This window comes from Streptomyces sp. TRM49041, from assembly GCF_008271805.1.
In the GTDB taxonomy this organism is placed as follows: Bacteria; Actinomycetota; Actinomycetes; order Streptomycetales; family Streptomycetaceae; genus Streptomyces.
This window is the reverse complement of record NZ_VSRY01000089.1, coordinates 43,494-57,327: the sequence shown is the minus strand read 5'-3', so window position 1 is coordinate 57,327 and position 13,834 is coordinate 43,494. Positions and strand designations below refer to the sequence as shown.

General features: G+C 67.2%; 14 protein-coding genes. 12 read left to right on the top strand and 2 right to left on the bottom strand.

Annotated features, from left to right (window positions below; all coding sequences use genetic code 11):
• From FVS66_RS34855 to FVS66_RS07625, 9 genes are all read left to right on the top strand, one after another.
• The coding region (locus FVS66_RS34855) for a DUF6177 family protein (RefSeq protein WP_222946910.1) at positions 1-169 on the top strand (169 nt) is incomplete at its 5' end.
• Between the two features lie 107 nt (positions 170-276).
• On the top strand, positions 277-612 hold the full coding sequence (locus FVS66_RS07665) for a hypothetical protein (protein WP_149180239.1): 336 nt from the start codon (positions 277-279) through the stop codon (positions 610-612).
• 44 nt (positions 613-656) lie between these two features.
• Complete coding sequence (locus tag FVS66_RS07660) at positions 657-968, top strand: pore-forming ESAT-6 family protein (RefSeq protein ID WP_149180238.1); 312 nt, start codon at positions 657-659, stop codon at positions 966-968.
• 58 nt (positions 969-1,026) lie between these two features.
• Positions 1,027-1,449: a DUF6507 family protein gene (locus FVS66_RS07655; protein WP_149180237.1), complete on the top strand. Its 423-nt coding sequence runs from the start codon at positions 1,027-1,029 to the stop codon at positions 1,447-1,449.
• On the top strand, positions 1,446-4,130 hold the full coding sequence (locus FVS66_RS07650) for a hypothetical protein (protein ID WP_149180236.1): 2,685 nt from the start codon (positions 1,446-1,448) through the stop codon (positions 4,128-4,130). Before FVS66_RS07655 ends, FVS66_RS07650 begins: the two co-directional genes overlap by 4 nt.
• 80 nt (positions 4,131-4,210) lie before the next feature.
• Positions 4,211-5,107, top strand: coding sequence for a hypothetical protein (locus tag FVS66_RS07645; RefSeq protein WP_262386862.1), 897 nt, complete (start codon positions 4,211-4,213; stop codon positions 5,105-5,107).
• Between the two features lie 145 nt (positions 5,108-5,252).
• Positions 5,253-5,501 (top strand): winged helix-turn-helix domain-containing protein, encoded by a 249-nt coding sequence (locus FVS66_RS36755; RefSeq protein ID WP_399225073.1) that lies wholly within the window; start codon positions 5,253-5,255, stop codon positions 5,499-5,501.
• 307 nt (positions 5,502-5,808) lie between these two features.
• On the top strand, positions 5,809-6,054 hold the full coding sequence (locus tag FVS66_RS07630; protein WP_149180234.1) for a hypothetical protein: 246 nt from the start codon (positions 5,809-5,811) through the stop codon (positions 6,052-6,054).
• A gap of 243 nt (positions 6,055-6,297) precedes the next feature.
• A complete protein-coding gene (locus FVS66_RS07625; protein WP_222946909.1) occupies positions 6,298-6,654 on the top strand; it encodes a DUF6086 family protein in 357 nt (118 codons plus the stop codon).
• A gap of 304 nt (positions 6,655-6,958) precedes the next feature.
• Here FVS66_RS07625 and FVS66_RS07620 read toward each other — a convergent pair whose 3' ends face one another.
• Complete coding sequence (locus FVS66_RS07620) at positions 6,959-8,197, bottom strand: helix-turn-helix domain-containing protein (protein WP_149180232.1); 1,239 nt, start codon at positions 8,195-8,197, stop codon at positions 6,959-6,961.
• 440 nt (positions 8,198-8,637) lie between these two features.
• Here FVS66_RS07620 and FVS66_RS07615 point away from each other — a divergent pair, with 440 nt between their 5' ends.
• The 3 genes from FVS66_RS07615 (at position 8,638) to FVS66_RS07605 (ending at position 9,493) form a co-directional block, all read left to right on the top strand.
• Positions 8,638-8,856 carry a hypothetical protein gene (locus tag FVS66_RS07615; protein ID WP_149180231.1) on the top strand — a complete coding sequence of 73 codons (219 nt, stop codon included), beginning with the start codon at positions 8,638-8,640 and terminating at the stop codon, positions 8,854-8,856.
• 77 nt (positions 8,857-8,933) lie between these two features.
• Complete coding sequence (locus FVS66_RS07610) at positions 8,934-9,092, top strand: hypothetical protein (protein WP_262386861.1); 159 nt, start codon at positions 8,934-8,936, stop codon at positions 9,090-9,092.
• 188 nt (positions 9,093-9,280) lie between these two features.
• Positions 9,281-9,493, top strand: a complete 213-nt coding sequence (locus FVS66_RS07605) for a DUF397 domain-containing protein (RefSeq protein ID WP_149180229.1) — start codon at positions 9,281-9,283, stop codon at positions 9,491-9,493.
• Between the two features lie 546 nt (positions 9,494-10,039).
• Here the strand turns inward: FVS66_RS07605 and FVS66_RS07600 are convergent.
• A complete protein-coding gene (locus tag FVS66_RS07600; protein WP_149180228.1) occupies positions 10,040-13,795 on the bottom strand; it encodes an ABC transporter ATP-binding protein in 3,756 nt (1,251 codons plus the stop codon).
• Between the last annotated feature and the right edge of the window lie 39 nt (positions 13,796-13,834).

The following is a 13,834-nucleotide window of genomic DNA, read 5'->3' as shown; positions in this document are numbered from 1 at the left end:
GCCGGGCGACCGTGCGCGGCGTACGCCGTTGTCGCGGGCTCCGGTGGAGCTGGGCCCGAAGGCCCGTCCGGCGCTCTATTACCCGCTGCCGGGTGATCCGTCCGACCTGTCCGGATGGAAGGACTTCGAGCTGCTGATGAGGCATCTGAAGGGCGCTCAGCCGCACTGATTGTGCGTCATACCCGGTCCGACACTGGCTGATTGCGGATTGCACTCGCGATACCCGGGTTGTTAGAGATGGGGGAGAATGCGAACACCAGACCGAGGGGGAGCCTGATGAAGTTCGACATGGGGGCGCAGGTTCTGGCGTCACTGATGAAGCAGTCAAATCTGTCCACCAACGATCTCGGACTGCTGATCCGTCAGCTCATCCAGGCGGCACAGCCGCTGGAGGGCAGGTTCAACGGCGCGGGCAAGGCGGCGTTCGACCTGTTCAAGTCGCGTTCCGACGAGATCACGGCCGAGTTGAACGCTTCGCTCCGGGCGATCCTGGGCGGCCAGGCCGGGATGGAGACGGCATTCGGCTCCGGTGACCAGGAGCAGGGCGAGAACGCGCGGACGCAGATGTCGGCGGCGAACTTCGACGCTGCGCGCTTCTCGGGCCGTAGCTGACCGTCGTACCTCAGCACGCGTATCTCACGGGGAGTGGATTTCTTATGGCAGCCAACAGTGACCGCCGTTCGTACGACCTGGGCGCCTCCAGCGAGGTGCAGGCCAATATCAAGGCTGTGATCGCCCGTCTTGAGCAGGTGATCACGGATCGTGACGCCCAGGTGAAGGCCGCGATGAAGGACTTCCAGGCCGATGGGGTGGCGGACGAGTACCACGGCAAGGAACTGCGCTGGAACAAGGCCTCGCAGGAGGTCAGGGCCATCGTTCAGCTGCTGAGGACGACGCTGGAGAAGAACGACGCGACCGCCCAGCAGACGCTCGCCCGGGCGAAGGCCGCCGTCGACAACATCGGCTGACGGTACGGCCGGGCGCAGGCAGCGGGATCGAGCACACGGGGGAACGGGGGGACGTTTCATGACGTCGTGGGACATCAAGCCGCAGGGCGTCCAGGGCCAGTTGCGGGCCACCGGCGCCAGGGCCGGGGACCTGGAGAAGGCCCTGACGGCGATGATCGACGATATGCGGGCGGCGGGTGAGGCCGCCGGCACGGCAGTGCCCGGCTCGGCGGCAGAGACCCATACACCTGGGCCGTGGGCGTCGGGGCCTTCGCTGACGCGCAAGGCCACAGGCCCGGTCGCCGCCGCACTCGCCGAGTACCTCCAGGAGCGCGGTAAGGACTTCACCTCGATGGCGGACCGGATCCAGGCCGCTGTGCTGGGTGCCGCCAAAGCCACGAACGCGTACGTCGAGGGCGACCTCGCCACGGCCCGGGAAGCCCAGAGCGCGGCTCGTTCCGTACGGCTGGACCTGCTCAAGGACGCCGGGGGGAAGAAGTGAGCGACAACCAGCCGGTGAATCCGGCCGAGATACCCGTCTTCACCGGCGACGAGGCAGCGCTCGACGCGAAGGTGAAGGCGATCAGCGGCCACGGGGTGAAGGTCGCCGCAGCGGCCGGTGACGTCCACACCACCTTCGGCGGACTGCGGGCCTTCTACCAGGCGCCCGAGGCCGACCAGCTGTTCGCCACGACCAGACCGGTCGCGGACAAGGCCCTGACGCTCAGCTCCGACATGTGCGTCATCGCCGGAGCCCTCGGTACGTACGCCAACGACATCCGCCCCCTGGCCCAGGAACTGGACAGGCTCAAAAGGGAGGCGGAGACGTTCCGGTCCCGGATCGCGGGCGACGACGAGTGGCGCGAGGACGGCGACCTCATCGACGAGAACAGGGCACGCCGCGACCAAATCGCCGAGCTCTGGACACAGTTCCAGGAAGCCGAGCGCGCCTGCCACTCCAAGATCGTCGCACTGGTCGGCGGCACACCACTGAAAGTCAACGACGGCTCCAACGCCAAGGACATGTACGGCTACGACGCCGAGGCCCTCAAACAGGCCGAGAGCCTTCCCTGGGGCGACGTCGTCGACGAGTCCATCCCCGGCTGGCAGTTCTGGGAACACGGCTGGGAGTTCGGCAAAGGCGTCGTCGTCGACGGTGTATGGGGCACCCTCGTGGGCCTGGGAACCCTGGCCGGCTTCAAAGGCGGCGACGCGGCGGGAGAGGCATGGAGCGGCCTGGCCGCCCTCGGCACGGGCCTGGGCCTGTCCATGCTCCCGGCCACCCGCAAGTACCTCTGGGACACGCCACCGGACCAGCTGCCTGCAGAGTTCCGCAAAGCCCGTACCGCCGTGCAAGAAACGGGTAAGGCGTTCCTGGCGTGGGACAAGTGGGAGTCCAACCCCTCCAGGGCCGCGGGCGAAGTCACCTTCAACGTCCTGACCACCGTCTTCACCGGCGGCGCCGGCGGTGCGGCAGCGGGCGCGGGCAAGGCGGGAGCGGTGGCCAAGGCGCTCTCCGTCGCCGGCAAGGCGGGCCGGGCCATCGACCCGACGACCTACGCCTTCAAGGGCGCGAGCGGCCTGATGAAGATCGGCGACGTCATGACGGGCCTGGAGAACCTCGGGAAAATCGAGGTGCCGAAATTCTCCCCCGAGTCGATGGCCATCCCCGAAGGCGCTTACAAACTCCCCGACGGCACACTGCACCTTCCTGAGGGCGCACCAGTCCCCGCAGGTGCGATCACGATCCCGGAAGGCACCGTCCGGCTCCCCAAGGGCACTCCGGTCCCGGCCGACGCCATCGACTTCGGCGACGGCATGGTCAAGCTGCCCGAGGGCACTACGCCACCGGCAGGCGCGGTCCAGGTCCCCGCAGGCACCCTCAAGATCCCCGAGGGCACCCTGGCCTTCCCCCCAGGCACCGCAAAGCTGACCGACCTGGAAGGCAACAGCGTCTACGTCGACAAACAAGGCAACCTGCTGGACGCCGACAGCTCCCTCAAACAGCACCACAGCCAGGCCACACCGGAGAACCCCACGGCTGGCGCGGACATCTCCCGAGCCGAAACCCCGCCCAAGACACCGGCCCTGGTCGGCGCAGGCGCGAACACGGCCGACAACACCGCAGGCAACACCCGCCTCGGCGACAGCCTGGCCGACGCAGGCCGCACGACCGAGAACACTCCGACTACCACCAACGTCGGCGATGACGCCCCAGGCGGCATGGCCAACCACCTGCCAGGCAGTAGCGCGGGCAACAACTTCCCGGCCAACAGCCTGGACAACAACGAGCCAGGCAATGGTGTCGACAAGCCCACTCTCGGATCACCTGCTGGTCAAGATCCACCGACCAATACTGCGGACGGTCACGGCAGCAGTTCAACCGGAGGCCATGGCCGGGACCACGTGAATGCTCGTGAGAGCCTGGTCGGGGGCAGTGAAGCCCCGGGGGGCGGCGACCGCGGAGGCTCAAACAGCGAGGGCGGTTCACGGCAGCCGGCCAACCTCATCGGGAACTGGGCTCATCCCGAGCAGCCTCGACCGTTTCAGCGCGGAGGCGAGACCGAGGCCCAGATTCGCGACCGGTTGCGCGGATCGAAGGTGAAGCCGGGCGACCTGGACAAGACACTTGCCAACCTCGCTGATCATCCCGCAGGGCAGGAGATGGCGGACTTGATCGCCTCTGGTCGCTTCAGCGGCCTGGCAAACTATGACCAGGTTGTATCGAGCTTCACCCAGAAGAACGGAATGTCGGGCGGAGTGGAGCAACTGCGACTCGCGAAGCGGCTGCAGGACAGTGGCATGACGGACATCGGTTTCGAGATCAAGAAGGACGTGGAGATCAAGCCGGGAGTGACCACCGGGCCGAAAACGGACTTGGACGTCAAGGCACGGGACTCCGATGGGAAGATCTATGGATATCAGTTCAAGGAAATCGCAAACCCGAAGAAAGTTGCCAACAAGATGTGGCAGAACATCGGGCAGCTCGCTGACTCGGGAGCCGATGTCAAGGTGTTTGTCGTTGATACCAAGGGCAGCATCGCCGACATGCTGGCGACCGGTATCCAGAAGGATCTTGCCAGGATTCACGCCGAGCGGGGCGTGATCGTCGTGCTTCGCGTCGAGGACGGGACGCTCATGTACCCGCCTGGCGCCAACTTCATGCCCGGAGGAAGGCTTTGATCGCCACTACACCCGTCGCGCGATGGTCCTGGGGTACTCCTGGCTATGAGGTGGATCTGACCCAAGAGGCTGTCCGGAGGATGTCACTGGCCATCGAAGTCCTCGGTCGTTACCGTCTCGGAATCCCGCATGAAGGACTCGTGAGGGCAACAGTCCCCAAGTCCGGGAACCAGGAGTGTCTGCTACAAGCGATGCTTCCCTTCGGCGACATGCTGGAGGTCGAAATCAAAAGGAACCTCACCACCGGCGAGATCGGCGCTATCGACCTGTACACCTTGTGTGACGGTATCGTGGAATCCGGTGATCGTCCCGAGACAGTGGAAGGGCTATTCGCTCTCACTGTCGAGGTTTCCGGGAGTTTCTTCCATGTGGAGCTTACGACGTTCTCTGACGCCTGGATGCCGTTCGACCTTCGGGGGCGTGAGCAACAAGCGATCTTCGCAGAGAACCGCCCCCGCCTTTCGGCAGCTTTGGTGGATCTCTCTGAGGCGCTCGGCCTGGAGGTCGACCCTGAGGATCCCACGTGGTTCGGAATTCCGACCGAAACCGGAGTGGAGAATCACTTTGAGGACGACGGTTCCCCGTCCGATGTCTGGGGACGCTTCGAGATCCCCCACCGGAACGGGGTCTTCAGTCAAACCCCGAAGTTCAAGCCTGGGTACGTACGTCAAGCGTCTGGCCCCGTCGAGTACCTTCCGGTGCACGGCAAGAATGCAATCCTGGGTTACCTGTGGGCCTCGGATGCCGATGGAGCGGCAAGCTTCGAAGCGCGTGACGAAGCCGATCTAGACGGCTACCGCGCCGGGTTGATCTGGCTGGATCGGCTCCAAGAGGCATACGAACAGGGGTTGACCCCCTCTGCGGCGCTGACTGCGCTGAGGACCGCGCCGGAGGATCACGTGGCAGGACAGGTTAAAGGGACCGCGTCCATCCGAGTAGATGAGTTCTGGAAGCTGCGAGAGAAGGCAAGCAACTGACGTTTTCCCACCGCCCCGGCCGACTGCATGCCGGCCGGCGTCGAGGCCACGAAGATCCAGTTGTCGGCAGCCTTCACGGTCGGGGCGGCACGGATGAGCTGCGGTCGAAGGGGTCGGCGTCGGTGGAACGGCCGAGCCCCGGGCAGTGGGAGCGTTTGGAGCGGAGTTGAAGCGCGGCCCGCTGGCGCACGACTGGGATGACGAGTTCCAGGGTTGGACGCTGAAGCGGGTCAAGTCGCTGATTGGGCGCATGTTCCACATCTGGTACACGCTCCAGGGTGTGTGGAAGCTTCTTCCGCAGGCACGGCAGGTCCGCGTAGGTGCCGTTGCGGCGGGCGCTGGAACGGCACGACGGCGGTCGCGGTGTGGAAGGCGGAGGTGTGGCCGCGGGTAGAAGCACCGCGGCGGACCTGGGCGCCCACATCTGCTTCGAGGATGAGGCGGGGCATGGGCTGAGGCCGCCGAAGGGCCGCACATGGGCACCGCGCGGGCAGCGGCCGGTGGTGCGGGTGCGCGGCTGCAGCCGCGGACGGGTCAACATCGCCGGGGTGGTCTGCTATCGCCCCGGACACTGCTCCCGGGGACTATGGTGACGTCAGCAATTGGGGATTCTGAGGGAAGTTGTGAACGATAAGGAGTTCATCGAGCAAGTCCGAGCCAGGCCGGGACTCTACGGACTGGACGGCTCGTACTATCCGACCGTGACATTCCTCATCGGGTACGACCTAGGTCGCTCGGCTGGATCGTTGCGTGGATTCACCGAATGGCTCGTTGCGCGCAAGGGTGAGGAAACCAATCTCAACTGGATCGCACTCGTCCTGGAAGAAGCGTTCCCCGGGGCCGGAATTCGGCATTGGGGCTCGATCGAAAAGAAGCAGGAACGGCACGCTGTGAACTGCCTGTTCTCTCTGCTGCTCGAGTTCTTTGACGAGCGGGACGGTGTCTAGCACAGAGCGTTAAAAGAAAGTGAGAAAGTAGCGCGCCGCCAGTAGTTCCAGCGGCGCTTGCATTGGGCGAGCACGGCAGCTAGTTAAAGCTCGTGCGCTGCTCCCGGGCTACGAAAGCGCACCGATCGGTTTGCGGTTCACTAAGTCAGGCATGGATGTACGCTTCCGGACCGCATTGGAGGAGAGGTTCGAGCAGCTCAGGCGAGAACATCCCGGCCTTGACGTCAGACTGGAGATCGCGGATTGAGTTACCCTTTTGATCTCGATGGCGAAACGGTGTGGGATGCGGGCTACCACACTGGGCAGATGTATATCTCCCTCGCCTGCAGTGCGGCAGAACGACTGGAGTTGCGGACCGGGTTGATGCCGAACGACCAGGGTGGCTGCGATATCGAGCTGCCAGCTTTCCAGGCTTTTGTTGAGGGCTTGTACGATTCTTACTCCTCGACTCGGAATCCGGTGCTGCACGGGATGATACGCGGCCTGCTGATCGCCTCGCTTATCCTGCTGGAGCAGGCAGGAGCTTCGATCGCGTTGAAGCCGGAGCATGAGGACGCCTTCTGGGAGGAGAAAGTGGACTTCGGGCGCGCCATGGGGTAATGCCACAACCGAATGACGCGCCAGTCCGTGTGATCGAACTCTGAGGAGTCGGAACAGGGAGGGGTATTCGGTATCAAAGCTCCGAGACATGCCCTCTGGCGATCCCGGCCCAAGCTCGGAAAATGCGCGCTAGGTGTGATCGCTTTTTTCGGGGCCGTTCGCGCCAAATCCCTTGGGAACGCCTGGCTACGCCCCATCCAGGGACAATACCAGGAGCCCCGATAGCTACCCGTGCTGAGTGGTCGTGTGGGGCTTTCGGTGCGCTGATCACATTGCGTCGCAAACAAACGGACATTGTCGTCCATCAGGGTCCGGCCGACTGAGGCTGGCTCTCCAGCGCCTTGAGGCCTTGGTATGCCTCCCGAAGGTCCGATGCTTCGGGCAGTTGTCTGGCCTCTACAGCCTTGACGACTTCCAGCGCACGCCAGTGATTCGACGGGACGACACGGCCGGACAGTATTGCTTGCTGCGCGGCATTGCACGCTTCGTCGAGCCGGTCGCTGTCGAGTAAAGCCAACGCCAGGTCGATGTTCGCTGACGCTACCCGGCGCGGCCATTTCTGGATGTCATCGGCCGGAGCCAGCCGGGCAATCACTTCCCTCGCATAGGTCTCCGCTGCCGAATCTCCAACCCATGCGAGTGTCGTTGCTGTATAAGCAAGTGACTTGCCAGGGTCGTACTGGTAATGATGCTCCGTTCCCTTTCGCGGAACGAGTGCCCCCGACAATTTCTGTACCCGCTCTATTGCGGCGTAGGTCTCCGGTCGCTCCCCAAGACGCGCTCTTGCCCTTCCCTCTTGCGCTGTTGCCTGAATGGCGACCGAACTTCCGGCAGGGGCTAGCTGCTGCGCGATCTGCGAGAGTTCCAGCGCGTGGCCATATTCACCGTCCGTGAGTACCCGCCAAGCGTCCGTCTCGTAGCACCACGCCTCAATTTCGCGGTGCTCGGCGTGCTGTGCGAGCGTTGTCGCAGTCTGCAAGCGAGCGGTAGCGGCGTGTTCCTGGCGGAGGTCGATATGCAGGGTGGCACCCAACAGTTGAAACCAGCCACCGACCACGTGGAGACGTCGCTGTTCGGCGAGTGTCATCCGGGCATCCATGAGATGCGCGACATAGGCGGAGTGCTTTCGAACCCGTTCCAGCAGATCCTGTGGCGGAGACTTCGGGTATCTCATGGCTAATTCGTCAAAGGCGCTCTCCAGTCGGTTCAATGTCTCCTTTCCCACATCGCTTGCCGCGACCCTCCTGGCCAATTCGAGGGTGTCGAATTCGTCGTCACTGTTCGGTTCAGTGGCGGCTAGCCATGCGTTGGGTGTCTGCGGGGGTGAGGCGAAAGCGTCGGGAACCAGCAGCGCGTCAAGTTCGGCGGCTGTGATTTCCAGAGCCTTAGCGATCTTCGGCCTTTGCCAGGGCTGCGGATCGTTCTTTCCGTTTTCCCAGCGCTGGACGGTAGAGCGGTCTACACCGACCGCTTCCGCGAACTCCTCCTGGCTGAGCCCGCACGCTTTCCGGCGCTCCGCCAAGCGACGCCGCTTGCTGGTCATCCTGGCCCGTCCTCTCCCGTCCGGGTGTCTGCCCTGGTCAGCGTAGCCAGTGCGGCCAACTCGCGGCACGACTGCGGCCTTTCTGCCGTGGTGCCGGCGCGGCCCGCACGGTTCTGTGAAGGGACGCAAGGACCCCCGCGACGCGCGACCGTCCGGGGGCGTGGCCACCAACCGGTAAGGGGTTGACGGCATGACCCATACAAGCAGACTCCTCACGCTGCGCCAGCGGGCAGGGGTGGGCGCATGACGCAGACGGACACCAACGCGCGCGAGTGGGAATACACCACGTACGCCCCGGCTGGCGAGACGTGCCCGGCGTGCGGTAAGTCGATCAAGAGCCTTGAGAGTTGCCGCCGGGGGATGCTGTCCCGTCGGGACTTGTCTCCGGTCGTGGCCTACTGGCACACGGCTTGCGCCCCGACGGAGGGGCAGTGATCCCTATGGACCAGTACAAGAGCGCACGCGCTGAGGCGGAGCACACGGCAGCGCTGTTGCGCGCGGCCCTGCGACGGGCCGGAATCCCAGAGTATGAGGCCGCCCGGGTGCACCCCATGGTCACGCGTAACGGGCGTGCGTACGTGGAAATCGGGGCGCTGTCGATTGGCTCAGCGGCGAAGTTGTTGAACGCGCTTCCGCTGGCACTGGAGGCTTCTTCATGAGTCGCGCTACCTACCGGTTCCGTGATTACAAGATCACCCCTGATCTTTGCCCGGGAGCTGAACCGATCACGTCGGCAATGCGGTGCAAGACGTGCGGAGAGACCAGCGAGAAGGCCGAAGAGTTCGAGGACGGCACGGGATGGGCGGTCAAGCACCTCAAGGCCAACCCTGACCACCTGGAGTACCGAGAACACATCACGCGCCCGTATCGGTTCGAAGCCGGAGCGTGGCAGTGATGGACACGGCGCACAAGGCGCGTGAGGGACTCCGGGACGAGTGGCAGCGACGCGCGACGTGCCCGCCTGCCTGCCCAGCGAGTAACCCCCTGAGTCCCGCCCCGGCGGATGAACGCTACGGCCTGCCGGGGCGGGTGCACGACGGCGCGGGGACCGCTTCCCCGCCACGTTCTCCGAGAGGAGTACCCGTGTCCGCTGCACTGCCTGAGTTCGAGTTCGTCAAGACGGCCGCGTGCCGTGACGCGAGGGTGAACAACTGCCCCGAGGTCGCGACCAACGTTCCCGGCGTCGTCGCGTTGCGCGACGGCAACCGGCCGGACACCATCGTCACCATGACGGCCGCCGAGTGGGTCAGCCTCACCGACGCCGTGAAGGCCGGTGAGTACGACCTGAGCGCCTGAAAGTAGGTCCCATGCCGAAGTGCCCCCGCTGTGATGTCGAATGCCCCACAGACCCCGAGAACGGGTTGCCGTGGTGCGCGCGTTGCGGGGAGTTCTTCGGGCTCGCGCTGCCCGGCTGCCGGGGCCTGTGGTGGTGGCGCAACTCTGCCACCCGCACGCCGGTCCGGCCACGCGAGCACTGAGAGGGACCACACGACGGCCCCGTCTGTGCGCTACCTCGGTGGCGCATGGGCGGGGCTTCCCCACGTCCTGAGCTGGGGCCACTCTCAGAACGGCTAGTTAGACGCGTTCGGGTCGGCCAGGACGTGCCAACTCTCGGTGCCGGTCTGGCCGACACGACCGAGACCGATGCGGCATGCCATGACCGTCGGTGTACGTAGCCCCCGACTCGGCAGCCTTCGAGAGTCGGTCTCATCCCTCCCTGCCGTGCCCGTACTTGGGGCTGTTGTCACCATGCCGTGCGGCTGGTCGGTGTGCCGGCTCGGCAAGGCGCCCCTGCGGCGGTGAGTCCGCCCAGGCCTCCCAGGCCCGCCGGGGCCCCGGGCGTCAGGCCACCCGCTCCGGCTCCGCCTCCCCGACGAAGGTGCGCCACAGCTCCGCGTAGCGGCCGCCCCGGGCCAGGAGTTCGTCGTGGGTGCCGTCCTCCGCGACGCGGCCGTCGGCCATGACGACGACCCGGTCGGCGCGGGCGGCGGTGGTGAGGCGGTGGGCGACGACCAGCGTGGTGCGGCGGCCCGCCAGGCGGTCGGTGGCCTGGTTGACCTGGGCCTCCGTCGCGAGGTCCAGGGCGGCGGTCGCCTCGTCGAGCAGCAGTACGTCCGGGTCGACCAGCTCCGCCCGCGCGAGGGCGATGAGCTGCCGCTGGCCCGCCGACAGGTTCCGGCCGCGCTCCGCGACCTCGTGGAGGTACCCGCCCTCCAGCGTGGCGATCATGTCATGGGCGCCGACCGCGCGCGCCGCGGCCTCCACCTCGGCGTCCGTCGCGCCGGGCCGCCCGTACGCGATGGCGTCCCGCACGGTGCCCGGGAACAGGTACGCCTCCTGCGGGACGACGCCGAGGCGGTGGCGGTACGCGGTGAGGTCCAGGTCCCGCAGATCGGAGCCGTCCACGGTGACCCGCCCGGCGGTCGGATCGTAGAACCGCGCGACCAGCTTCACGAGCGTCGACTTGCCCGCCCCGGTCTCACCGACGAAGGCGACCGTCTGCCCGGCCGGGATGCGCAGGTCCACCTCGCTCAACGCCTCCTCGTCGTCCCCGTACGCGAACGACACGTCCTCGAAGGCGATGGCGCCCTTCAAGGACCGGACGGGCTCGGGCTCGGCCGCCGGGGCCGTCGACGTCGGCTCCCGCAGCAGCTCCTGCATCCGCCCCAGCGACACCGACGCCTGCTGGTAGCCGTCGAAGACCTGCGACAGCTGCTGCACGGGCGCGAAGAACAGGTCGATGTAGAGCAGGTACGCGACGAGCGCACCGGCCGTCAGCGTCCCCGCCTCGATCCGCCCCGCGCCCACCACCAGCACCGCCGCCGCGGCGAGCGACGACAGCAGCTGTACGAAGGGGAAGTACACGGAGATCAGCCACTGGCCGCGCACCCGAGCGGCGCGGTACGCCAGGCTGCGCTCCACGAAACGCGCGGCGCCCGACCGCTCACCGCGGAACGCCTGCACGATCCGCAGCCCGGCCACCGACTCCTGGAGGTCGGCGTTGACGACGCTGATCCGCTCACGCGCCAGCTCGTACGCCTTGACGCTGGCGCGCCGGAAGAAGAACGTCCCGACGATCAGCACGGGCAGCGTGGCGAAGACGACGAGCGCGAGCTGCACGTCGATGACGAGCAGCGCGACCATGATCCCGAAGAACGTCACGACGGACACGAACGCCGTGACCAGCCCGGTCTGGAGGAACGTGGAGAGAGCGTCCACGTCGGTCGTCATCCGGGTCATGATCCGCCCGGTCAGCTCGCGCTCGTAGTAGTCGAGCCCCAGCCGCTGGAGCTGCGCGAAGATCTTCAGCCGGAGCGAGTACAGCACCCGCTCGCCGGTCCGCCCGGTCATCCGGGTCGCCCCGACCTGCCCCACCCACTGGACGGCGACCGTCAGCAGGGCGAGCGCGGACGCCGCCCAGACCGCGCCCAGCGCGAGCCGGGAGACGCCCTCGTCGATGCCGTGCCGGATCAGCACGGGCAGCAGCAGCCCCATGCCGGCGTCGACTGCGACCAGCGCCAGGCTGAGGAGGAGCGGCAGCCCGAACCCCCGAAGCAGCCGCCGCAGCCCGTACGAGTCCTCGGCCCGCACCGCGCGGGCCTCGTCCACGGCGGGGAGGTCGCTCGCCGGGGGCAGCGCCTCCAACCGCGCGAGCAGCTCGGGTGTGGCCCCGGGCGCGACGTCCACGTCGGTCCTGGTCTCCCGCTCCCAGAGCCTCGGGGTGATCCCCCGCTCGGCGTCGAACTCGGCGTCCAGCTCGTCCCGTACGGTGCGGTCGTCCGCCGGCTCGTCCGCCGCCACGCGTGCGACGTGGCCGGGCGAGACGCCGCCCAGCTCGTCGGGGTCGGTCAGCAGCCGCCGGTACAGCGCAGAGCGGGCCTGGAGCTCGTCGTGCGTACCGATGTCGGCGAGCCGTCCCTGATGCAGGACGGCGATCCGGTCGGCGAGGTTCAGGGTGGAGCGGCGGTGCGCGATGAGGAGCGTCGTACGCCCCGCCATCACGGCCCGCAGTGCCTCGTGGATCTCGTGCTCCACGCGCGCGTCGACGGCGGACGTGGCGTCGTCCAGGAGCAGCAGCCGAGGGTCGGCGAGGATGGCGCGGGCGAGCGCGATGCGCTGCCGCTGCCCGCCGGACAGGGTGAGCCCGTGCTCGCCCACGGTGGTGTCGTACCCCTCGGGCAGCTCGGCGATGAACCGGTCGGCCTGCGCGGTGCGTGCGGCGGCCTCGATCTCGTCCCGGGTGGCGTCGGGCCGCCCGTAGGCGATGTTGGCCCGGAGGGTGTCGGAGAAGAGGAAGGAATCCTCCGGTACGAGCCCGATGGCCGCGCGCAGCGACGCCATGGTCAGCTCGCGCACATCGTGCCCGCCGACGCGGACGGCGCCGCCGGTCACGTCGTAGAAGCGCGGCAGCAGCAGCGAGACGGTGGACTTCCCGCTGCCGGAGGAACCGACGACGGCGACGGTCTCACCAGGCCGGATGGCCAGGGAGAACCCGTCCAGCACGGCCCGCTCGCCGTCGTAGGCGAACGACACGTCGTCGAACTCGACACTGGCGGGCGAGCTGGCGGGCAGCTCCTCGGCGCCGTCCTGGATGGCGGGCTCGGTGTCGATGAGTTCCAGGACGCGCTCGACGCCGGCGCGGGCCTGCTGGCCGACGGTGAGGACCATGGCGAGCATACGGACGGGCCCGACCAACTGCGCGAGGTACGTCGAGAAGGCGACGAACGTTCCCAGGGTGATCTCCCCGCGGGTGGCCAGCCATCCGCCGAGCGCCAGCATGGCGACCTGCCCGAGGGCCGGCACGGCCTGCAGGGCGGGGGTGTACCGAGAGTTCAGCCGGATCGTCCGCAGCCGCGCCGCGAACAGCTCCCGGCTCGCCTCCCGCAGCTTCCCGGTCTCCTGCTCCTCCTGCCCGAACCCCTTGACGACCCGCACCCCGGTCACGGCGCCGTCCACGACCCCGGCGACGTGCCCGGCCTGCGCCTGCGCGTACCAGGTGGAGGGGTGCAGCCGGGTGCGGCTGCGCTTGGCGATGATCCACAGGGCGGGGGCGACGGCGAGGACGACGAGGGTGAGCGGCAGGGAGAGCCACGCCATGATGCCGAGCGAGATGAAGAACAGCAGGAAGTTCCCGATGGTCATCGGGAGCATGAAGAGCAGCCCCTGGATGAGCTGGAGGTCGCTGGTCGCCCGCCCGACGACCTGCCCGGTGGACAGCGAGTCCTGCCGCCTGCCGTCGAGCCGGGCGATGGTCCCGTACATCTCGGTGCGCAGATCGTGCTGCACATCGAGCGCGAGCCGCCCGCCGTAGAAGCGACGGATGTACGTCAGCGCGTAAACGGCGACTGCGGCGGCGATGAGCAGCACGATCCACAGCCGGAGGGACCCGGAACCCTCCCCGATCACATCGTCGATGACGATCTTGGTGATGAGCGGAACGACGGCCATGACCGCCATGCCGCCGAGCGACGACCCGAGCGCCAGCAGGACGTCGGCCCGGTGCCGCCAGGCGTACCCCCACAGCCGCCCGGCCCATCCCGGCTCGCGTGTATGCCCCTGCTCCGGTGTGGGCCCCTGTTCCCCCGCCGCCGACGCCACGTCTCCGACCTCCCGGTTTCTCCGCTGCTCTACCGGAAG